Source organism: Campylobacter curvus, from assembly GCF_013372125.1.
Classification (GTDB): Bacteria; Campylobacterota; Campylobacteria; order Campylobacterales; family Campylobacteraceae; genus Campylobacter_A; species Campylobacter_A curvus.
In genome coordinates, this window is the sequence record NZ_CP053826.1 from 65,099 (window position 1) to 85,357 (window position 20,259).

The window sequence follows — 20,259 nt, forward strand, 5'->3', positions numbered from 1 at the left end:
TATAAAAATTTTAAATTTTTTTTAATATACTGAAAAATCTTATTGAAATTTGCTTGAAAAGGATTTGCCATTGGAACTATTTACCGATCTCGTCAGCAAGATAAACTCGTTCGTTTGGGGGCCGTATTTTCTGATAGCTCTGCTTTGTGGCACGGGACTTTACTTTACTATCAGACTAAAATTCGTTCAAATTTTTAAATTCAAAGACGGCTGGGATCGCTTATTTGGCAGCTTTTCTCTTCACGGTGAAGCGGCCGGCAAGCACGGTATGAGCTCCTTTCAAGCAGTCGCTACCGCAGTCGCAGCACAAGTCGGCACTGGTAACTTAGTCGGCGCATCTACCGCTATCATAATGGGTGGCCCCGGTGCGATATTTTGGATGTGGTGTGCCGCATTTTTAGGGATGGCGACGAATTTTGCCGAAATTTGCCTAGCGCAGGTTTATCGCACGAAGGATAATAGTGGCCATACGATAGGCGGTCCAGCATTTTATATATCGCGCGGACTTGGCGGAAAGATGGGTAAAATTTTAGCCACGTTTTTTGCTTTAGCTATCATTTTGGCGCTTGGCTGTATGGGAAATATGGTGCAAGCAAATTCCATCTCGGACGGCTTTGCCGGTGCATTTGGCGTGCCGCAATGGCTAATGGGTGTCATATTGGCCGTCATATGCGCCGTAGTTTTCATAGGCGGAGTAAAGACTATCGCACGCGTAGCCGAAAAGGTCGTGCCGCTCATGGCGATACTTTATGTTTTTGTGGGCCTTGTGATAATGTGTGTGAATTTTAAAGAGATCCCGGGCGTGATATCTATCATTTTTGAGGCGGCTTTTGACCCGTCTGCAGCCTGGGGTGGGGCGGTAGGAGCTAGCATAGCGACGGCGATGAGATACGGCATCGCGCGCGGACTGTTTTCAAACGAAGCGGGCATGGGTTCGACTCCGCATGCTCACGCTGCAGCACAGGTGAAACACCCGGTAGAGCAAGGTATGCTTGGTATAATGAGCGTATTTGTCGATACTTTCGTCGTTTTAAACATTACTGTCTTCGTCGTACTTAGCTCAAATGTCATCGATCCTGCCAATATCCATGCACTAGGCGGTATCACACTGGTTCAAGAAGCGTTCTCATCGCATCTGCTCGGCCATACGCTCGGCTACTCTTTTGTTGCGATTTGTCTATTTTTCTTTGCATTTACGACTATTATTGGATGGTATTATTTTGCTGAGATAAATGTCAGATATCTCTTTGGCCCAAAAGCCGTTAAAATACTTCAAATTTTAGTCGTCGCGTTCGTTTTTATGGGAAGTTTGCTAAAGATCAAGCTCGTTTGGGAGCTGTCAGACCTCTTCAACGGGCTGATGGTGATACCAAACTTGATAGCCGTGCTTATACTAAGCCCGATCGTTGTGAAGCTTTTAAAAGATTATAACGACAAAAAAGATTATAATGTGAAAGATTATATTCGCTACGGCAAACAAAATAATCTATAAAGGCGGGTCGGCTTGAAGGCTGAAATTTTGCCTCAAGCCGCAAAAATTTAAAACATCGTGTTGTCGTTTTCGGCTTTTTCGGGCAGGTCTTGTATCACGTCCCAGTGCTCGACGATCTTGCCGTCTTTCACGCGGAAAATATCCACCGCAGCCTGTCCGCGGTCACTCGGGTTTAACTTTATGTGATTGTGAATGAAGACCAGCTCGCCGTCTGCACCGATGTGTTTGATGACGGCGCTACTTTACGGGAATTCTTTGAGAAAGCCGCCGACTGCGCTTTTAAACGCCGCTTTGCCGTCCTTGAAATTTGGGCTGTGCTGTTTGTATCCGCTACCCACGTCGCTATCGATTACCGATGTGTCGTGCTTGTTAAAGACGCTGTTCCAGAAATTTTCGACCAAAATTTTATTTTGCTCGCTCACGCTCTACGTAGTACCCGCCGCACCAAACGCCAAAGATGCCGCCGTTAAAATCACTAAAAAGCTCTTTTTCACGATTGCTCCCTTATAAAATTCGCTGATGTCAGCATAGCCGTTACAACAAAATGTAAATTTAAATAGCAAGGTAAATTTTACTCTGGCTTCCTGTCTATTTGGCACTCACTTCGCTTCTGCTACGCAGCAGAAGCGAGCGGCCCAACATTTAGCGTGATTTTTACTTCGACTTCGTGATACTCAAGCACTGCTTGCGAATTTCTTACAGGAACGTTACGAACACGTAGCACAAAGTAAAAATCGGCGGTGATAAGCTTCGCTAGCAAGGGTTTACTCGAATGCTATTCGTATTTTTTAAAGCTAAAAATCAATATTTAGAGCCAATTTATATTTACAGATCACCAAAATAACGCATACTTTTCTTATTATATCGCGCTTTGTATCGTTGTGTGTCTCGTATGAGCAGTCGTTAAATTTTTAGCTCCTTTAAACGACTTCATTGCTTGCGATAAAAGACTTGCCTGGTCACAAGTTATAGCAAATTTTTAAAATTTAGCTCTGCTATAATAAATCATTGATACTTACTTCGCAAACCCTGTTCGCTCCAAGAGTGACCAGTGCGGACGTGAACAGCGTTTGCACGGAGCGAATAGCCGAACATATAGCACGATTTTTTCTACTTCGCGTTGCTCGTAGCTTTTCAAGACGCTTCGTTACACTCGCAACTGCGAGCAGACCGCGTTCAGCCTTACGGCTTCTCTGAAAATCGGCGGCGATAGCGTCGCTTCACAAGGTTTTTACTCGAATGCTGTCTGCATTCTCCTACTTTGAAATATGAAAATCAATGAAATATTTTAACAGAGCCTAAAATTTTATTGTTTAGCTACCAAGTTTTGCCACAAATTCTATCATCAGGCGGTAGCTCTCGTCCGCACTAACGGCTTTTTGGCTAAGCGCACCCACGCCCATATCTTGCGCCTCTTTGCTCCATAAAAACGGATAAAATGAAAACGTCTCGTCGCAACCAAGCTTCGCGACCGCATCCTGCCAGCCCTCAAAGAAAAACGGCTCGTAAAATTTCGCTACATCCCCACAAAATAGCCAATACACGAGGTCGGAATAGCCAAACTCTAAATTTTCCCACGCAAGCGTATCTGGCGCGAGATAGTAAATTTTACCCATATCTTCACCTAGTCCGCCACCATTTATCGCAAAGACCCCGCCCACTACATCATCAGCGACGATGAGATATGGCCGCCTTTGCATCGGCAGATCTGGTATCATCTTTGCATTCCAGCCGGCAAGCCCGCGTCTCATTCGATCGCACCCACTGCCAAGCAGGCGCACGAAGCCCCGATAAAACAGCACTCCGCCGCTTTCATAAACGACCGCTCCCATCGGCGATCTGGTACTGATCTGCAACGCGACCAGCTCCTCGCCCGCCAGCCGCTCATCACGCGGTAAAATTTCAAAGTGATTTTTAGCTTCCGCCGCCCACTCTTTGACCAGCCGCCAGCCTGGTTCTTCTAAATTTACAAGCTCGGTTAAGGTTTTCACGTTTTTCCTTTTTAGCAATAATGCGCGCTAAATTTACCTAAACCAGCTCCACGCCCTTGCCTTTTACGACCTCGCCGATGACGTAGCCGTCTGAGTTTGCCAGCACGAAGTCTGCGTTTTGCTTTGGCACGACCAGCACGAGCCCCACGCCCATGTTAAACGTCCTCATCATCTCGGCAGGTTCGACTTTTTGCGCGATGATGTGAAAAATTTCAGGCGTTTTTATCGCGCTTTTTTGCACCTTCGCGCCAAGCCCGTCAGGGAAAACGCGCGGCAGATTTTCGACGATGCCTCCGCCCGTGATGTGCGCGAGTGCGGAGATTTTGTCCTTGAAATTTAAAAAATCGCGCACGTAGATCCGTGTCGGCTCTAAAAGCGTGTCTATGAGCGTGCGTCCCGCGACTGGCTCGTCAAATTTTATCCCCAGCTCCGCCACGATCTTACGTGCGAGCGAGAAGCCGTTGGAGTGCAGACCGCTTGATGGCAAAGCCACGAGCACGTCGCCCTCACGGACAAATTTAGCTCTGTCGATCTCGTCTTCCTCGGCGATACCCACCGCAAAGCCCGCAAGATCGAAGTCGCCCTTTTCATACATCGATGGCATCTCGGCAGTCTCGCCTCCGATGAGCGCGCAGCCAGCCAGCTGGCAGCCCTCGGCGATGCTCTTTACGACGGCTTTTGCGTCCTCGATCTCTAGCTTTGCCGTCGCGTAATAATCGAGAAAAAACAGCGGTGTGGCGAAGTTGCAGATGAGGTCATTTACGCACATTGCGACGAGATCTCGTCCGACGCCGTCAAATTTACGCGCGTCGATCGCTAGGCGCAGCTTCGTGCCCACGCCATCCGTAGCGCCCAAAATGGCTGGCTTTTTATACCCCGCAGGTAGTCGCACCGCGCCCGAAAATGAGCCGATACCGCCTATCACGTTTGGCGTGCGCGTTGCCTTTACAAAGGGCTTTATCGCCTCCACAAAGCTGTTGCCAGCGTCGATATCCACTCCCGCTTCTTTGTAGCTTATCATTTTTTGCCTTTTAAAAATTTGCTAAATTTTAGCCAAGACTTGCTAAAATCGCGGTAAAAAAGGATAAATTTGAGCAAGTTTAAGCACGCATTCGTGATCACGGGCAGTATCGGCAGCGGCAAAAGCACGGTGCTAAATTTGCTGAAACTACACGGATTTAGCGTGATAGATGCGGACTTGATCGCGCACGAGCAGTTGCAAATTTACGCTGAGCAAGTCGCGGCAAAATTTGGCGATGAAATTTTAATAAACGGCGCACTCGATCGTAAGAAGCTCGGCAATATCGTATTTAACGACAAAGAAAAACTTGCGTGGCTTGAAAATCTGCTGCACCCGCGCATAAAGGCTGAAATTTTATCCCGCGCGCAAATTTTGGAGGCAAAAAAGCAGCCATTTTTTGTGGATATTCCACTTTATTTTGAGCGAGCGAGCTACGAGAAATTTACGCAAGTCGCGCTCGTCTATGCGCCTAAAAATTTGCTAGTTGAGCGCGTAATGCGGCGAAATTCTTTGACACGCGATGAAGCGTTGCGCCGAGTGGAGCTACAAATCGACATCGAAAAAAAGCGAGAAATGGTAAAATTTGTTATCGACAATAGCCGAAATTTAGCAAATTTAGAGCATGAAACGACTGAATTTATAAAAAAACTGAAAGGCAAATATGATAGTATCAAAGTATAATGTAAACGGCAATGACTTCGTTATATTTCATACGTTTGTTAGTGCGGATAGAAGCGAGCTTGCTACGAGGCTTTGCGACCGATATAATGGCATCGGTGCGGACGGACTGATCGTATTAAAGCCTGGCAAAGATACTAACGAGATCGTTTGGGAATTTTATAACTCCGATGGAAGCCATGCGGATATGTGTGGTAACGGATCACGTGCAGCAGCCCAATACGCCGTAGACAATCAACTTTGCACTAATGTATTTGATCTGGTAACCGGAAGCGGTATAGTTAGCGCAAACGTTAGTAAAGATGGCGTAGAAGTAGAGCTGACTAGCCCTAAAATTCTTAGTAATGAGTCTATAGATGAGTTTGGCAAGATATGGCATTTTTATGATACCGGTGTACCCCATCTTGTTAGTTTTGTTAGCGACTTGAATGAATTTGACATCCAAACTTGCCGAGATCTCCGCTATAAATATAATGCTAACGTGAATTTAGCCAAGCTGGAAAATAATACTATTTATGTTCGCACTTATGAGCGCGGTGTGGAAAATGAGACACTAGCGTGCGGGACAGGTATGGCTGCATGTTTTTACGGTGCGGTTTTAAATTTTAACGCATCTAAGTACTGCAAAGTGTATCCAAAAAGCGGTGATGAACTTGGCTTAAGACTAGAAAATGGTAAAATTTTCTTCAAAGGCAAAGTAAAACACTGTTTTGATGCTTATATAGATGTTTGATTATTAGGATAAAAATAAAATCTCTGCCTTGATGGCAGAGATGGATCGATTATTTTAAAGCGTCTTTCGCTTGTTTTGCAAGTGCCGCAAATGCTTTCGCGTCATTCATGGCCAAATCAGCTAAAATTTTTCTATCAAGTTCGATATTTGCCTTTTTTAGTCCGTTCATAAATCTTGAATAGCTAAGATCGTTTAGTCTGCAAGCAGCGTTGATCCTGACGATCCACAAACGGCGGAAATCGCGCTTTTTCTGTCGTCTGTCGCGATACGCATAGACTAAGCTTCTTTCGAGCTGCTCTTTGGCTTTTCTAAAGTGTTTGTGTCTTGCACTAAAAAATCCGCGTGCAAGCTTTAGAACTTTTTTATGGCGTCTTCTTCTAACTACGCCTGTTTTTACTCTTGCCATATTTATCCTTTACAAATTGGCGTCCATTTCGGATCTTTCCCTAAAATTTTAGGGGAGTTTGAATGACTTTTGGTCAAAAACTTCGCTCGTTTATACGCCGAGCATTTTCTTTACTGCAGAAACATTCGTGCCATCCACATAATGTGGTCCGCGCAAATCTCTCATACGCTTGCTTGGCTTTTTAGTTAAAATATGACTTCTAAAAGCTGAGCCACGTTTTATCTTATTTTTGCCTACCTTGAAGCGTTTAGCAGCACCGCGAACGGTTTTCATTTTTGGCATGCTAATCCTTTTTTCGGTTTTTACGTTAGACGTAAGATGTGAATTATACTAAAATTTGCTTTAAGAAATTTAAATTTAACAAAATGAAGTCAAAATTTATAGTGTGAAATTTTAAATAATTCTTGAAAATTTCTTAAATTTTTATATTTAATTAAACAGCATAAGCCTATAATTTTAAAATAAATTTCAACCAAAAGGAGTAACGAATGAAGAGTAAATTTCTCGCCTCTGCGGCGGTCATCGGCACGCTATTTTGCGGCTCGGCACTGGCTTGCACGACTATTTTGGTAGGTAACGAAGCCTCAAACGACGGCTCGCTCTTGATCGCCAGGAGTGCCGATAGCAAGGCCATAAAGGCGCAGCTTTTTTTGATACATCCAAAAAAGACCAACCAAAGCGGCACATATAGCTCAAAAGCCCACGACGGCGCGAGCGACTTCACATATCCGCTACCAAAGGACTCGATGCGCTACACGACCATCGCAAATTCTCACACCAAGCTTCACGGCGCGGTCGGATACAATGAAGCAGGTGCTGGCATAAGCGGCACAGAGACTATTTACGCGAAGGACGAACTTTTAAAGATCGACCCGTATAACGAAGCCACCGGTATCACCGAGGATGACATCCCTGACGTGATTTTACCACGCATGAAAAGTGCCAAAGAGGGCGTGAAGCTGCTCGGAGAGATCGTGGAGAGCACGGGTGCGGGCGAGGGCTTTGGCGTCGTGTTCGTGGATAAGGATGAGATTTGGTATTTCGAGACCGGCACCGGACATCAGTGGATGGCGGTGAAGCTGCCAAAAGATGAGTATTTCGTCTCGGGCAATCAAGGCAGACTGCAAAACTACAAAGAAAACGACCCGAATTTCATGGGCTCGAAAAATTTGATAAATTTTGCCAAAGAGCACGGCGCGTATGATCCGAGCAAAGACGGCGAATTTCACTTTGGCAAGGCCTACACGAGAAACGACGAGAGAGACGTTACCTACAACTATCCGCGCGTATTTTGGGTGCAGCAGATGTTTAACCCAAGCTTCAAGCAAGACATCGCCGATGGGCCGAATTTCCCTGTGTTTATGAAGCCGGAGAAAAAGCTAAGCGTAAATGATCTAAAAACCGCTCTCAGAGCCCACTACGACGGCACGAAGTATGATCCATACGTCAGCAAGGACGAGGAGAGCGGCATTTATCGAGCTATCAGCGTGTTTAGGACGTATGAGTCGCACGTGATGCAGGTGCGCCCGTGGCTACCGCAGGAAATCGGCAGAGTGACTTACGTCGCGCTTGGCATGTCTGATCTAAGCGTGTATTTGCCGTATTATTACGGACTGGATGGCTTCATCGATGGCTATGATAAGGGCTCATACAAGGCTGATGACGAGTCCATTTACTGGACTTACCGCAAGCTACAAACTCTCGTGATGATGGACTATAACAAATACGCTCCGATCGTCAAAGCTGCATATAAAAAATTTGAAGACGAGCTAGCCGTAAAGCAAGCAAAATTTGAAGATGAATACGTCAAAATTTACAAAAAAGACAAGAAAAAAGCAAATAAGCTTTTGAACGAATTTTCGCTAAAAACGATGAAAGAGGCGAAGGCTTTGACGCAAGATTTGACGAATGAAATTTTTACTATGCTCACTGACGATACGGATACGAAGCTAAAATCTTTAAATAAAAATAAAAAAGATTAGCCCAAAATTTAAGGTGCGCCTCGCTGCGTGCCTTAAATTTACTTGATTTATTTGCAAAAAATCTTTATAATACGCGCTAAATTTAACCAAAAAGGAACGGCTGATGCCTTGTCCCATGCCTAAAATTCGTTGATCTTGGCAAAAGAGCCATAAACCAAAATAAATTTTCAAATAAACTTAAATTTTCAAACGCTGTCATAAATTTATCGCAAGCGGCGAGCAGGCTTTTTGAGACGGCGTTTTATAAATTTTATTTCAGCCTACGAAAAAGCGGCTGCCATCCGCCAAAATTTTAAAATTTCAAGTCAAAATTCAGTTGCCATTTGGCTCAAAAATAAAATTTAAAAGGAAAAAAATGATAAAAAGTTATGTTACGGGTTTTGCAAGGATAGGCGAACAGCGCGAGCTTAAAAAGGTGCTTGAAAACTACTGGTCGGGCAAGGTCGAAAAGAGCGAGCTTCTAGCCGTCGCGACCGAGCTTAAGGCTAGGCACTGGGCGTATCAAAAAGACGCCGGTATCGACATTATCTCAAGCAATGATTTCTCGTTTTACGATCTCATGCTCGATACTATTTTTGCGCTTGGCGTGATCCCGTTTAGATTTAAAAATTTAAACGGCTTGGAGCAATATTTCGCTATGGCCCGCGGCAACAAAAGCGCCGTGGCGATGGAGATGACGAAATGGTTTAATACAAACTACCACTACATCGTACCAGAGATCAATAAAACCAGCACATTTAAACTAAATGTCGAGAAAATTATCGCCGAATACAACGAAGCAAAATCCCAAGGCGTGAAGACAAAGATAAATTTGATCGGTCCGATAACCTTTTTAGCTTTGTCAAAAACGACTGACGGCAGCTGCGCGTTTTGCCATTTGGACGAAATTTTAGCGAGCTACGAGGAGCTTTTAAAAGAGATCTCAAAGCTTGACGATGAAATTTTAGTTCAGTTTGACGAGCCGATATTCGTGACTGACAAAGGCGATAAGCTAACGAGCGAAATTTCAAAGGTCTATGACAGGCTAACAAGCGTCGCATCAAATGTGAAAATCATTTTTATGACCTATTTCGAGCATGCTTTAAAAGCTGTCGATGAGGTGCTAAAAACTAAAATTTACGGCCTTGGGCTAGACTTTATCCACGGTGAGAAAAACAAAGAGGCCTTAGCGAAGATCGCCGCTTCAAACGTCGTGCTATTTGCCGGTATCATCGACGGTCGCAACGTTTGGAAAAGCGATATAGATAAAAAGCTCGCCCTTGTGAAGGAAATCTCATATGCGCTTGGCGGTAAAGACTTTGCTATCGGTCCGTCTTGCTCGCTGCTACACGTGCCATACACCCTAAAATACGAGGAAAAGCTAAATCCTGAGATCAAAAGCTGGCTAAGCTTTGGCGTTGAAAAGCTTGACGAGATCGCCATCATCGCCGCTCTCGCAAATAACAAAGAGCTAAGCGCAAAGCAGGCTGAAATTTACGCTGCAAACAAAGCCAGTGCAAACTCGCGCGCTACTTCAAAGCTCATCCACGACGAAGCGGTCGCAAATCGTGTTAAAAATTTAAGTAAATTCGAGCGCGATACGGTCTATGAAAAACGTATAAAAATTCAAAAAGAGGCTTTAAACTACGGCATTTTACCGACTACGACCATCGGCTCTTTCCCACAAACTCCGGAGCTTCGCCAAGTGCGAAACGCCTTTAAAAAAGGACTCATCAGCAAAGAAGCCTACGAGGCCGATATCAAGGCTTACATCGATGATTGTGTTAAATTTCAAGAGGATGTCGGGCTTGATGTGCTCGTGCATGGAGAGCCTGAGAGAAACGACATGGTCGAGTATTTTGGCGAGCAGATCAAAGGATACGCTTTTTCTCAAAACGGTTGGGTGCAAAGCTACGGTAGCCGTTGCGTGAAGCCGCCGCTTCTTTTTGGCGACGTGAGTCGTCCAAAGCCGATGACGGTCGATTGGATCAGCTACGCTCAAAGTAGGACTAAAAAGATAATGAAAGGCATGCTGACAGGACCTGTGACTATCCTAAACTGGAGCTTCGTGCGCGACGACAAGCCTAGGAGTGAGATCGCCAAACAGCTTGCCCTTTGTATCTATGACGAGATTGCCGATCTTGAAAATTCCGGTATAAAGATCATCCAAGTCGATGAAGCGGCCTTTAAAGAGGGCTATCCGCTACGCGCTGAAAATATCCCTGCGTATGAGAAATTCGCCGTTGATTGCTTCAAGCTTTCGGTCAGCTCTGCAAGTGCAAAAACGCAGATCCACACGCATATGTGCTACTCTGAATTTAACGACATCATCAAGACGATCGAAGCGATGGACGCTGATGTCATCAGTATAGAGACTGCTCGCAGCGGCAACGAACTGCTTAAAATTTTTAAATCCGTGGGCTACAAGCAAGAGGTAGGCCCTGGTGTTTACGACATCCACAGTCCGCGCGTGCCGGAGGTCGATGAGATAGTGGGGCAAATCCGTGCTTTACTTGAGGTACTTCCAAAAGAGCAGCTCTGGATCAACCCTGACTGCGGTCTAAAAACTCGTAAATGGGACGAAGTAAGACCTAGCCTAAAAAATATGGTCGAAGCGGTCAAGATCGTTCGTAATTCATAATCTGTATAAAGCCCCTAAATCTAGGGGCTTATAAAATTCACTACTTTTATCTTATATCCCAACTCCTATCCAGTGGTAGGCGGTATTTGTTTTTGCGATGATCTCTTGTATCTGCTTTAAAAGCGTGATCGAGGCCTCTATCTCGACCTTACGGTTTGAGACGCTTTCTACGTTCGCTCCGACGCTTATGCCTTTTGCGAGGCCGTATTTGTAAAGGAAATTGAAAATTTCAAGGCATAAATTCAGCGATGTTTGCAGGATGTTTTCGGACGCATTCAGCCGCTCTTCAAAATTTGGTGGGATATTTATACCAAGCCATTTCATAAAAAGAAGCGTCTTTGCGCTACCACAAGGCGTGAAGGTGAAAATTATCGGGCATTTTTTGCCCTCCAGCTTTGCATAATCATCTATAAATTTCTTTGCATTTTCGAGATTATAAACGGCCTGAGTGATGAAAAATTCACACCCTTTTTCGCTTTTGTGGGCGACCTTTAGGTGCTCATCTAGCTTGCTGGCATGCCGCTCTGGTATGCAGATGCCTCCTAGTGTGATATTTGGGGCAAATTTTGCCTTTAGGGCGTAAGCCTCGTCAAGCTTTAGCTTCACCTCTTGAGATTTCGAGCTGGCTCCTACGAAAACACAGATGAGGTCCTCTTGCCGATGGCGTAAAAATTCGCAAAATTCTGGCTCGTCATATTTGCCGACAGCCTTGTAGATAACGGCCTTGAAATGCTTTTTCAGATAGGTTTCGTAATAGGTCTCTGGCGGCGTAGTTTTGATAAACTCAAAAGGGCGCTCCTCGTTTGTGCGGCTGGATTCGTCTTGCAGGTCGTAAAGCACGATGCCGTCGATATTTTGACCCTCTAGGCGAGCGATTTGTTTAGCCGCGATAGCCGCCGTTTCTTCGCCGGTTAAATTTTCCTTTGGCGGCGTGAGTCCGTATAGCAGTATGCCCGCTTCGTTATTTTTTATCTTTTGGATCAGCAAAATGAGCCTTTAGCGTAAATTTAACGTGATTATAGCAAATCAAAGCCTAAATTTTTCGTCCCAGCCAAGCAGCTTTTTGGCTTTTTCGTTCGAGGTTTTGGCGTTTGTATCCACGATATTGAAAATTTCATCGCTTTGGCATTTTAATGCCAAAAATGCGGCGTTTGCGGCGGCATCCACATGCACGCTAGCCATGCCCTCAAAAGGTGCGCTAAAACCGGTGTCGCCCCCGTAAAGCAGCCCGTTTCGTAGCACCACGCCCACAAACGGCGCAACCCAAAACCTGCGTCTCGAGGCTATGCACGCCGCGCGAAGTCTCGCCGTATGTGGCGTCTGCGAAATTTAACAGCGGCGAGCTCTCGGTAAAGACCCCGTCACTTGGCTCATAGATGAAGGCGATGCTTTGAGCGACCATCTTTTTCACGCCCGAAATTTTGGCGGCTTTTATGAGATTTGCCGTGCCCTCCACCCTGATCCTCGCATTTCTTGCCAGTACCTCGTCCATCTTGCCCGCGTAATCAAGCCCGTCAGGCAGGTCGGTGAGCTGGTGCATCAAAATTTCAGGTGCGATGCTCTTCATCTGCGCTTGCAAATTCTCATAGTCAAAAACATCGACTATGAGGGGTTTGACGCCGATCTTTGCTAAATTTTGCGCCTTGGCTTCGCTTCTTGTCGTGCCATAAACATCGTATCCGTTTTGAAGCAGAATTTTGCATATTCGCACGCCTAAAACGCCGCTTGCACCGGCTAAAAATACTTTTTTCATCATTATCCTTTTTAAAATTTACGTGAGTGTAGCTAAAACGGGTAAATAAATTTACTTTATTTTTATTTGCGCCGCTAAAATCCGCCGTGCAAGCCCTTGGCTAGCGCCCAGCCCGCTAAGATGAATTGCGCCGAGCCCAAAACGACGCCCAAAAAATCGGCTAGCAAAAACGGGATGAAATTCATACCCAGGCTTGCCGCCATGAAAGGCATTATTTTTGATAATGGCCCTGAAATTCTAGCGATGATGAGCGTCATTGCGCCTTTGTTTTTGATGAGTTTTGCCGCCCTTGTGCTGTTAGTCGAAGCCTAGGGCGCTTGTGCGTGAGCTTTTTTAAAATGCGCTCTGCGTAACGCCTACCGATAAAAAAGCTGCAAATATCGCCCAAAACCGCGCCCATCCAGACTAGCAAAACGATCTTGTATCCGCTAAAATGCGCGAGTGTGTATCCTGCGGCGATAAAAAATATCTCGCCAAAAACAAAAGGCGCGCTGAACAAAAACGCGTCGCCAAAGGCTCCTAGAAAAATGATAAGCGAAAAGTAGTGCGAATTTAGTGCGCATGAGAGCCACGGCGGTATCATTGTTTCTCTCGGTAGTGCGCGAAGGGATATTTTATCTCGTCATTAAGCAGTTCGCCAAATATTAATCGTCTGACGTTGGCTCTTAGATACAGCGCGCCCATCTTAAAAAGCCCGTCTTGCTCCAAGCGGCGCGAGTTGAATCTAAATTTTACCGCTAGCATCCTAAAGCGAAACGTTTTGCTCGCGCGATTTACGTAATCGCAGTCCTCGCATAGCTTTATTCGCGTGTCGAATCCGCCGATATGTTCGTGCGCCGTTTTCGTGCTGAAGATGCAAGCGCCCGTGCAGGTCGGGAAGAAATACTGTGTTATTAGCATGCCGAGGTTGAAAATCCCGATGCCAAGCTTCGTCATGAAATTTTCGCCGCCTCAAATTTGACCGCCTGCGACCCAAAGCCCGCTTTTTTGCAAGGCTGCAAGCGATTTTTCTAAAAAATCGGGCTTTATCCTATCGTCGGCGTCTAAAAATATCAGTCTTTCGTATTTTGCGTTTTTCGCGCCCGTGTTGCGTCCCAGGCTCGTTCCTCGCTCGCTCATCGCGTTTTCCTTTACTAGAATTTTGCGTATTCTAGGTAAAAGGTATGAAGAAAATGTTAAACAAGATCGCTACGTGTGGTTAAAATTTACTCTATTTTGTAGCCTATACCGCGTATCGTGGTTATCTCAAGTGTGGGGATCTTTTGTCTTATCTCGCGTATGAGCGATCTTAGTCTGTCTTGAGACAGGCTCTCGCCCTTGTAGAGGTGATGGTCGAGCTCTTCGTAGGTGACTACGTGAGGGGAATTCTTGGCTAGGATCTCTAAAAACAAGCTCTCCTTTTTGCCAAGATAGATCTTTTCTTTGCCTTTTGTGACGCAAAGCGCGTCTTTGTCAAATACGAGGCCATTTTTAAACTCGAATTTCGAGCCTAAAAGCACTTTACAAAGCTTGAATACGTGAAAGATGAACTCATCGGGCGAAAATGGACTGATGATGAAATCATCGACTTTAGCATAATATATCTTTTTAAAAAGCGTCGGTATGGCCTCGTCTAAGACAAGCAAAATAGGCGTGAGGTTTTTATTCTCACGCAAAAATTTTACAAGTTTTAAATTTATGTCTTTGGCCTTCATGTCTAAGACGTAAAGGTCGTATCTGTTGCCGTTGTCAAAGTCGTCCATGACTCCTTGCTCGCTTTGAAAGCAGTTTATCCTGAAGTTGAAGCGATAAAGCACTGCGCCTAAATTTACATTCAGGTCAAAGTCATTTGAAAGCAACATGATCTTTTTCATAAATTCGCCTTAATGTCCGCTTGCGGTTTTGTTCGCATCCCCTTTCATAAATTCCTCCTCCTCTTTGGTAGGGGTGTATTTATCTTTAAAGAATGCTTTCTTTATCTGTATCTTTTTCTCCATCATCTTCTTGTCGTAGATGCTGTATGTAGGTTTCCAGTACTCAAGATAGTTTCTAAATCCTACACTGTGTCCCGCGCTAAAGTGACAGCTGACACATTTTAGCTCTTTATCCGTGCCTTTTAGCTTCTCGTAATGAGCGTGCATCTTTTGAGCTTGAGCCGAGGTCTTGTCACTTGTTATGACGTTTGCGTGGCAGCTGGTGCAGCCGTTGTCAAATACGAAATGCTCTTTATTTTTTAAATTTTTATGCCAGTCGATAGCATTTGGATCTCCGAAGAAATGCACCCAGCCCTCCATGACTCCGTTTTTGGCTTTGATGAGAACATATTTTGCGATATTGTCATGAGGTATGTGACAATCCACGCATTTTGCTTTCACACCGGTAGGTCCTTTGCCGCTATGGACATCGTCGTTGTAGGCTATGACCATAGGGTCCATCTCGTGACATACCACACAGAATTTATCCGTGCTGGTCTCTTCAAGTGCATAATGAACGGGAAGCACTACTAAAAATCCTATGATGCCGCTTATTAGTATGATAAGCGCTAAGAGTTTCTTTGAAATTTTCATGGTGTCACCCCCATCCATTGCGGAATTTCGTGTTCGTGACACTCTGAGCACATATTAGTAGACTCTTTATGCTCGAAGTGGCACTCGTCGCAGTATAGCGTAGGGCCGTCATGAACGGAGTTATGAGGATTTGCCTTTAGCGTATCCATAAATTTTAGCCTCTCGGCCAAGAGCTTTTTACTCTTATGACAGGATAGACAGCCTTCGTCGCCTATAGCTTTGAATTTGCTCGGATCATCACCTTGATTTACGTGACAATCAAGACAATCAAACGCCAGATGCTCATGATGAGGCTTTAGCTTATGCTTGGCTCTAAGCTCATCCGATACTACTATCTTGGTTACGTTTAGATCGTTCTTTGGTATATCCGCCGCACACAGATAAAAAGAGCAAAAACATAACAAGACAGCTATGAAATTTAGATTTTTCATGGGTCGCCTTAAAATTTTATATCGGCTAATGTTGCTCTCAATAGGCGGACAGTAAATCTCGAGCGAATCTGTAACCAGCCGATTTTCAGGGCGGGCATTATGCCCAACCGCGAAAATCGATCTGTTCCGTGCTAAGTAAGAGATTTACGACCGCCATAGAAATAAACTAGCCGGCTAAATTTAGATATTCTCGCCTGCTATCATACCAAAGACGATGCAGTCTGTGATAGCAACTGTTCCTAGGCGGCTGGCACCGTGCGTTCCGCCTGTGATCTCGCCCGCAGCGTAAAGGCCGTCTATCGGTTTATTTGTCTTAGATGATAGCACTTGCGCTTTTGTGTTGATCTTTAGGCCGCCCATAGTGTGGTGCGGTTTTGGAGATAGGCGGATGACATAAAACGGTCCTGCCTCGTTTATCTCGAACAATGCGCTTTCTTGTTTGCCAAATTCGTCTTTTTTGGCTTTTACGCCCTCGTTATATTTTTTTACACTCTCTTTTAGTGCGTCAGCAGGGACGCCGTATTTGCTGGCGATCTCGTCTATGCTTTTGCAAACGCCTACTAGTTTGCCACTAGCCATACCTTTTTGAACTACCTCCGGGCTAAGGTCTCTAAAGCATTTATCATCGGCAAATGTGATAGGGAAAGCGTCCGGTTTTTCTCTTAAAATTTTAAATTCCGCATCGGCGCGGGTTTTACGGTCAGCCAGCTCGTTCATAAAGCGCTTGCCGGTGCGAACATCGACTGCGATACCGTATTTGAATGTGCCTTGTTGAGTGAGGATCGGAGCTGTACCAAAGCCTTTTTCATCGGGGCTCGCCCACGGACCAAACTGGATCCAATCAACTTGAACAGGATAAGCTCCTAGCTCGAAAGCCTTTAAAAGCGCACCTGCAGTCGCACCTGCGTGGTTCGTGCTGTCTACGCTGTCAGGGATCCTCGGATCTTGAAGCTTTCTGTAAATTTTATCTCGGCAAAATCCGCCCGCTGCAAGCACGACGCCCTTTTTGGCTTTGAGGGTTTTTTTGGTTCCTGATGTGTTTTCAAGATCGTCGCTGTAAAGCTTGTCGTCAAATTTATACTCCTCACGCACTACTACGCCTACTACGCGACCTTTATCGTCTAAAACAAAGTCGTCGAATTTCGTTCTGCGTGCGAGTTTGCAGCCATCGGCCTTTTCAAATCTCTCGAGCATAGGCTGGATATAGCCTGATCCCGAGTCGTTTGTAGTCAGCATAGAGCGAGCGACGGTATGTCCGCCAAAGTGCGCGCAGTGATCCATCTTGAACTGAACGCCGTTTTCTACCAAGAAATTAAACGCATCCATGCCGCGATCGGCTAGAGTCTCCAAAAGCTCTGGGTGATTTATGCCAAGGCCGGCTTTCAAGCAGTCGGCCATAAATAGCTCTTTGCTATCTTTTATGCCTGTTTTTGCTTGCACGGGATTCATCGGGACGCTCATACCACCGCCGTTGATGACGGAGTTACCGCCGATACGTCCCATTTTTTCAAGGATCAAAACTTTATTGCCTTTCTTGGCAGCCGTTAGACCTGCAGCAAGACCCGCAAAACCCGAACCGATGATGATCACGTCCCATTCTTCGTCAAATTTTACGTCTTTCTCGTTTAAGGCGGAAGCTGAAGCATTCATGCCACTAAGAGCAAGTGCGCCGGCACCTACCATACCCATTTTGAGCATGTCACGTCTTGACATTTGATTTGCCATATTGTCTCCTTTTAAAAAGTTGTTCTAGTTGAATTATACAAAATATTTATGAGAAAGATATGAGATATTTTGAAATTTTAATTTTGTGCTATTTTGGGCATATTTATGATAATCCGTTTTACAACTCTAATAAAAATTAATATTTGTTTAAAGGATAAAATTTATATGTAAATAATCAAGATAAGATAAGAAATCATACAATATACGAACAAAATTTATGAAATTTTAAAATTTAAGCTAGCCAAAAAGAAAAATTGATTATAATCCCAAATCGCTTCGGTCCCGTAGCTCAGTTGGTAGAGCACTACCTTGACATGGTAGTGGTCGATGGTTCGAGTCCATTCGGGGCCACCACTCTTTAAATTTATCCCGCGACTGCCGATGTCATGACCGCCATGATTTGAGAATTCACACTTCGTATTTGTATCTGTATATTTTGCGTCTGCTCTTGTGTTTTTGCTGCCATCAGCTTTTGAGTAAGCGCAGCTAAGCGCTCTTGCAGCTCACTTAGGAGGCTTTCTCTGTTTTTCGTGAGCACCACAGCGCTAGAGCTCTTTTTCTTCACGATAAATTTGCTCATATCCAGTTTTTCTTGCTGCTGGGTCGTAACCATCTTGTCTTGATCGTTTTTGGCGAAGGTTAAATTTATAGGATCGTTTTCAAAGGCTTTGCTTGCCTCGGCTATTCGCCCGGTAGCGTTGTTTTGCGCTTTTTTGTCGTGCTTTACTAGATCGATCTGCGAGATCATGCCCGCGGTGCCGTTTTCATACAAGAAAAATCCGCCGTTTTTGAGCCTTGCGAGCTCCTCGTTATCTTTTTCTGATCTAAAGCTAAATTTTGACTCCACGTTACCCAAAAATATCGCCCCTATGCCAACCTCGCCAAGTGCGATGAGCTTCTTTTCGTCGCCGTCGTTTCGCCAGATCCTAAGCTTACTAAAAATTTCGTCATTTTCATCTATCCAGCCGTTTTTATCATCATCAAAAAGAGCTAGATCTGCAAATCCGTTACCGCTTTTAGTACCAAAAAGTTCGCTTCCATCGTCGATCTCGCCGTTTCCGTTTCGATCAAGTGCCAAAAACGCGCTATTTGCTCCCAGCTTTGAGATCTGATCCGCCTTGCCGTCGCTATCTATGTCAAAGCTAAATTTCTCGTCGCTTATGCTAGGAGCGTTGCCGTCAAGCGAGATGACGAGTGGGTCCATCATCTCAAAGGCGCTTATCCTCGATACGCTTTGAAAGCTATGTGAGAGGTTAAATTCAAGCATCACGCCGATCTCTTTGTCGCTCGTTTTTATGATGGCCGTCGTTTGAAATTTCAGCTGCTCAGCCTCGGAATACGTGCGCTTGAACGTGCCTACACCGCTTGTATCCACATCTTGCATGTCGCGCATCCTTTTAAACATCAGTATCGATTTTTGCGCCATTTGCGCTATCATCATCTGCTCTGTGGCGCTCATGTTCGTTTGGTTGCTTTTATCTATCATGTTGATATTTTTGCTCCTAGCGTTAAAAGAGCCTTGCGATGTTTGCGAGCCGATCAGCTTCGCGCTTTGATTCGTGAATGAGTTTTTGCTCTCTTGGTAGCTGAAATTTTGCGCGAGCATGTCGACGCTGTAATTTTGTATCTTCATAAACATGTCCTTTGTTAATGAATTTTAAACTATATCGGAAATTTTCATATTTTTTAAAGTCGGTCGAAATTTCGTAAGTTTAGCTTAATGCCCGTTTGGATAAAATTTTAAACTCAAATCAATCCTAGGAAATTTCGATGTTAGATAGAAATTTAGCTCTCAAACAGCTTCAAAACGAGATAAATGATTACACGATCTACACCCTTTTGGCAAATAGCGAAAAAGACGATGCAAACCGCAAAATTTTACAAAAGATAGCCGGCGAGGAGAAGCGCCATTATAATTTTTGCCAAAAGATCACCGGTGAAACCAGGACGGCAAGCATTATTAACGTGATCTTTTATGTGATAATGGTCAAAATTTTCGGCACGTCGTTCGCTCTTAAATTTATGGAGTCGAGGGAAGAGGGCGCGGAGAGCTTTTACTCGGGGATAATGCACGAATACCCGGAAGCCTCGCAAATTTATGAAGAGGAGATGAACCACGAGTCGCAGCTGATATCCATGCTAAAAGATAAAAAGCTGATAAACGCCGGAGCTATCGTACTTGGCATGAATGACGCGCTGGTCGAGCTAACAGGCACTCTTAGCGGTATCGCACTGGCTTTTTCAAATACCTTGGTTGTCGGAACGACTGGCTTCATAATGGGTGTAGCCGCTTCGTTGTCGATGGCGGGCTCGGCGTATTTCGAGTCTAAGGAAAACCCTTCTGCTGACATTTCACCGCTTGTTTATTCGCTTTATACGGGTGTTTCTTATATCATAACCACGCTTATTTTGATACTGCCGTTTTTTATCGTAAATTCTATGAATTTAGCCATCTTGCTGATGTTTGTGGGAGCTTTCGTCGCGATCGTGGCCTACAACTTTTACATCAGCGTCGCAAAAGAGCTTAAATTTACCCCTCGCGTCGTGCAAATGTGCGCCATAACCTTTGGCGTAGCGATTATCTCATTTTTGATCGGCTTTTTAGTGAAGAGATATTTTGGACTTGAAATTTAAAAGTGCGAGGCTAACCACTTCCTCGCACAAGATTGTCGGGAGAAAAATGAATTACAAGTAATGCAAAGACGAGTAATTGCTTAAATCCATTTTCAACGGAAATATTAACATCCTATTTCTTAAAATATAATAAAATATATAAAGAAAATCCATAAATTTTAACAATATCCAAACTTTATATATAGATTTATATATTTATCGCGCCGTTAGCTTCGTGAAACCTAAATTTTAAATATTAAGTTTGGCT

25 protein-coding genes and 1 tRNA gene are annotated in these 20,259 nt (G+C 44.6%); 7 read left to right on the forward strand and 19 right to left on the reverse strand.

What is annotated here, in order from left to right; translation table 11 throughout:
• The first annotated feature begins 70 nt into the window (after positions 1-70).
• On the forward strand, positions 71-1,492 hold the full coding sequence (locus CCVT_RS00310; RefSeq protein WP_018137298.1) for an alanine/glycine:cation symporter family protein: 1,422 nt from the start codon (positions 71-73) through the stop codon (positions 1,490-1,492).
• A 47-nt stretch (positions 1,493-1,539) separates the two neighbouring features.
• Here the strand turns inward: CCVT_RS00310 and CCVT_RS10165 are convergent, their stop codons facing one another.
• The 5 genes from CCVT_RS10165 to purM all read right to left on the reverse strand — a co-directional run bounded on the left by CCVT_RS10165 (position 1,540) and on the right by purM (position 4,504).
• A complete protein-coding gene (locus CCVT_RS10165) occupies positions 1,540-1,638 on the reverse strand; it encodes a hypothetical protein (protein WP_018137299.1) in 99 nt (32 codons plus the stop codon).
• A 96-nt stretch (positions 1,639-1,734) separates the two neighbouring features.
• On the reverse strand, positions 1,735-1,914 hold the full coding sequence (locus CCVT_RS09845) for a nuclear transport factor 2 family protein (RefSeq protein ID WP_018137300.1): 180 nt from the start codon (positions 1,912-1,914) through the stop codon (positions 1,735-1,737).
• Between the two features lie 3 nt (positions 1,915-1,917).
• On the reverse strand, positions 1,918-2,091 hold the full coding sequence (locus CCVT_RS09850; RefSeq protein ID WP_018137301.1) for a hypothetical protein: 174 nt from the start codon (positions 2,089-2,091) through the stop codon (positions 1,918-1,920).
• 714 nt (positions 2,092-2,805) lie between these two features.
• Positions 2,806-3,483, reverse strand: a complete 678-nt coding sequence (locus CCVT_RS00320) for a DUF2625 family protein (protein ID WP_018137302.1) — start codon at positions 3,481-3,483, stop codon at positions 2,806-2,808.
• Between the two features lie 37 nt (positions 3,484-3,520).
• The gene (purM, locus tag CCVT_RS00325; protein WP_018137303.1) at positions 3,521-4,504 is read right to left on the reverse strand and encodes a phosphoribosylformylglycinamidine cyclo-ligase; all 984 of its coding nucleotides are present in this window, start codon (positions 4,502-4,504) and stop codon (positions 3,521-3,523) included.
• Between the two features lie 69 nt (positions 4,505-4,573).
• Here purM and coaE point away from each other — a divergent pair, with 69 nt between their 5' ends.
• Together coaE and dapF are read left to right on the forward strand one after the other, a co-directional pair.
• Positions 4,574-5,185: a dephospho-CoA kinase gene (gene coaE / locus CCVT_RS00330; RefSeq protein WP_018137304.1), complete on the forward strand. Its 612-nt coding sequence runs from the start codon at positions 4,574-4,576 to the stop codon at positions 5,183-5,185.
• The gene (dapF, locus tag CCVT_RS00335; protein WP_018137305.1) at positions 5,166-5,915 is read left to right on the forward strand and encodes a diaminopimelate epimerase; all 750 of its coding nucleotides are present in this window, start codon (positions 5,166-5,168) and stop codon (positions 5,913-5,915) included. Before coaE ends, dapF begins: the two co-directional genes overlap by 20 nt.
• Before the next feature lie 49 nt (positions 5,916-5,964).
• Here dapF and rplT read toward each other — a convergent pair whose 3' ends face one another.
• Positions 5,965-6,321: a 50S ribosomal protein L20 gene (rplT, locus tag CCVT_RS00340; RefSeq protein WP_009649469.1), complete on the reverse strand. Its 357-nt coding sequence runs from the start codon at positions 6,319-6,321 to the stop codon at positions 5,965-5,967.
• A 90-nt stretch (positions 6,322-6,411) separates the two neighbouring features.
• Entirely contained in the window at positions 6,412-6,603 is a 192-nt protein-coding gene (gene rpmI, locus CCVT_RS00345; RefSeq protein ID WP_009649813.1) for a 50S ribosomal protein L35, read from the reverse strand.
• A gap of 206 nt (positions 6,604-6,809) precedes the next feature.
• On the opposite strand from rpmI, the gene CCVT_RS00350 reads away from it, so the two are divergent.
• Positions 6,810-8,303 (forward strand): C69 family dipeptidase, encoded by a 1,494-nt coding sequence (locus CCVT_RS00350; RefSeq protein WP_018137306.1) that lies wholly within the window; start codon positions 6,810-6,812, stop codon positions 8,301-8,303.
• A 355-nt stretch (positions 8,304-8,658) separates the two neighbouring features.
• Complete coding sequence (gene metE, locus CCVT_RS00355; RefSeq protein ID WP_018137308.1) at positions 8,659-10,923, forward strand: 5-methyltetrahydropteroyltriglutamate--homocysteine S-methyltransferase; 2,265 nt, start codon at positions 8,659-8,661, stop codon at positions 10,921-10,923.
• Between the two features lie 51 nt (positions 10,924-10,974).
• Here metE and CCVT_RS00360 read toward each other — a convergent pair whose 3' ends face one another.
• The 11 genes from CCVT_RS00360 to CCVT_RS00395 form a co-directional block, all read right to left on the reverse strand.
• Positions 10,975-11,910, reverse strand: a complete 936-nt coding sequence (locus CCVT_RS00360) for a methylenetetrahydrofolate reductase (protein ID WP_018137309.1) — start codon at positions 11,908-11,910, stop codon at positions 10,975-10,977.
• Positions 11,911-11,949: 39 nt separating this feature from the next.
• Positions 11,950-12,165, reverse strand: a complete 216-nt coding sequence (locus tag CCVT_RS09855; protein WP_227898168.1) for a hypothetical protein — start codon at positions 12,163-12,165, stop codon at positions 11,950-11,952.
• Positions 12,122-12,676 carry an NAD-dependent epimerase/dehydratase family protein gene (locus CCVT_RS00365; RefSeq protein WP_227898169.1) on the reverse strand — a complete coding sequence of 185 codons (555 nt, stop codon included), beginning with the start codon at positions 12,674-12,676 and terminating at the stop codon, positions 12,122-12,124. The genes CCVT_RS09855 and CCVT_RS00365 overlap by 44 nt, the downstream gene beginning before the upstream one ends.
• Before the next feature lie 74 nt (positions 12,677-12,750).
• Complete coding sequence (locus CCVT_RS09860) at positions 12,751-12,933, reverse strand: hypothetical protein (protein ID WP_018137310.1); 183 nt, start codon at positions 12,931-12,933, stop codon at positions 12,751-12,753.
• On the reverse strand, positions 12,930-13,259 hold the full coding sequence (locus tag CCVT_RS09865) for a DedA family protein (protein ID WP_018137311.1): 330 nt from the start codon (positions 13,257-13,259) through the stop codon (positions 12,930-12,932). Before CCVT_RS09865 ends, CCVT_RS09860 begins: the two co-directional genes overlap by 4 nt.
• Entirely contained in the window at positions 13,256-13,612 is a 357-nt protein-coding gene (locus CCVT_RS00375; RefSeq protein ID WP_018137312.1) for a glycosyltransferase family protein, read from the reverse strand. Before CCVT_RS00375 ends, CCVT_RS09865 begins: the two co-directional genes overlap by 4 nt.
• A gap of 15 nt (positions 13,613-13,627) precedes the next feature.
• The gene (locus CCVT_RS09870; RefSeq protein ID WP_018137313.1) at positions 13,628-13,795 is read right to left on the reverse strand and encodes a glycosyltransferase family A protein; all 168 of its coding nucleotides are present in this window, start codon (positions 13,793-13,795) and stop codon (positions 13,628-13,630) included.
• Positions 13,796-13,881: 86 nt separating this feature from the next.
• A complete protein-coding gene (locus CCVT_RS00380) occupies positions 13,882-14,529 on the reverse strand; it encodes a response regulator transcription factor (RefSeq protein ID WP_018137314.1) in 648 nt (215 codons plus the stop codon).
• 9 nt (positions 14,530-14,538) lie between these two features.
• Positions 14,539-15,222: a cytochrome c3 family protein gene (locus tag CCVT_RS00385; RefSeq protein ID WP_018137315.1), complete on the reverse strand. Its 684-nt coding sequence runs from the start codon at positions 15,220-15,222 to the stop codon at positions 14,539-14,541.
• The gene (locus tag CCVT_RS00390; protein WP_018137316.1) at positions 15,219-15,653 is read right to left on the reverse strand and encodes a cytochrome c3 family protein; all 435 of its coding nucleotides are present in this window, start codon (positions 15,651-15,653) and stop codon (positions 15,219-15,221) included. Before CCVT_RS00390 ends, CCVT_RS00385 begins: the two co-directional genes overlap by 4 nt.
• A 180-nt stretch (positions 15,654-15,833) precedes the next feature.
• Complete coding sequence (locus tag CCVT_RS00395; RefSeq protein WP_018137317.1) at positions 15,834-17,378, reverse strand: flavocytochrome c; 1,545 nt, start codon at positions 17,376-17,378, stop codon at positions 15,834-15,836.
• Positions 17,379-17,656: 278 nt separating this feature from the next.
• Here CCVT_RS00395 and CCVT_RS00400 point away from each other — a divergent pair.
• Positions 17,657-17,732: transfer RNA gene (locus CCVT_RS00400), tRNA-Val, on the forward strand.
• A gap of 10 nt (positions 17,733-17,742) precedes the next feature.
• On the opposite strand, the gene CCVT_RS00405 is transcribed toward CCVT_RS00400, so the two are convergent.
• Positions 17,743-19,011, reverse strand: coding sequence for a hypothetical protein (locus CCVT_RS00405; protein ID WP_018137318.1), 1,269 nt, complete (start codon positions 19,009-19,011; stop codon positions 17,743-17,745).
• 137 nt (positions 19,012-19,148) lie between these two features.
• On the opposite strand from CCVT_RS00405, the gene CCVT_RS00410 reads away from it, so the two are divergent.
• Positions 19,149-20,012, forward strand: a complete 864-nt coding sequence (locus CCVT_RS00410) for a VIT1/CCC1 transporter family protein (RefSeq protein WP_018137319.1) — start codon at positions 19,149-19,151, stop codon at positions 20,010-20,012.
• Positions 20,013-20,259: the final 247 nt, after the last annotated feature.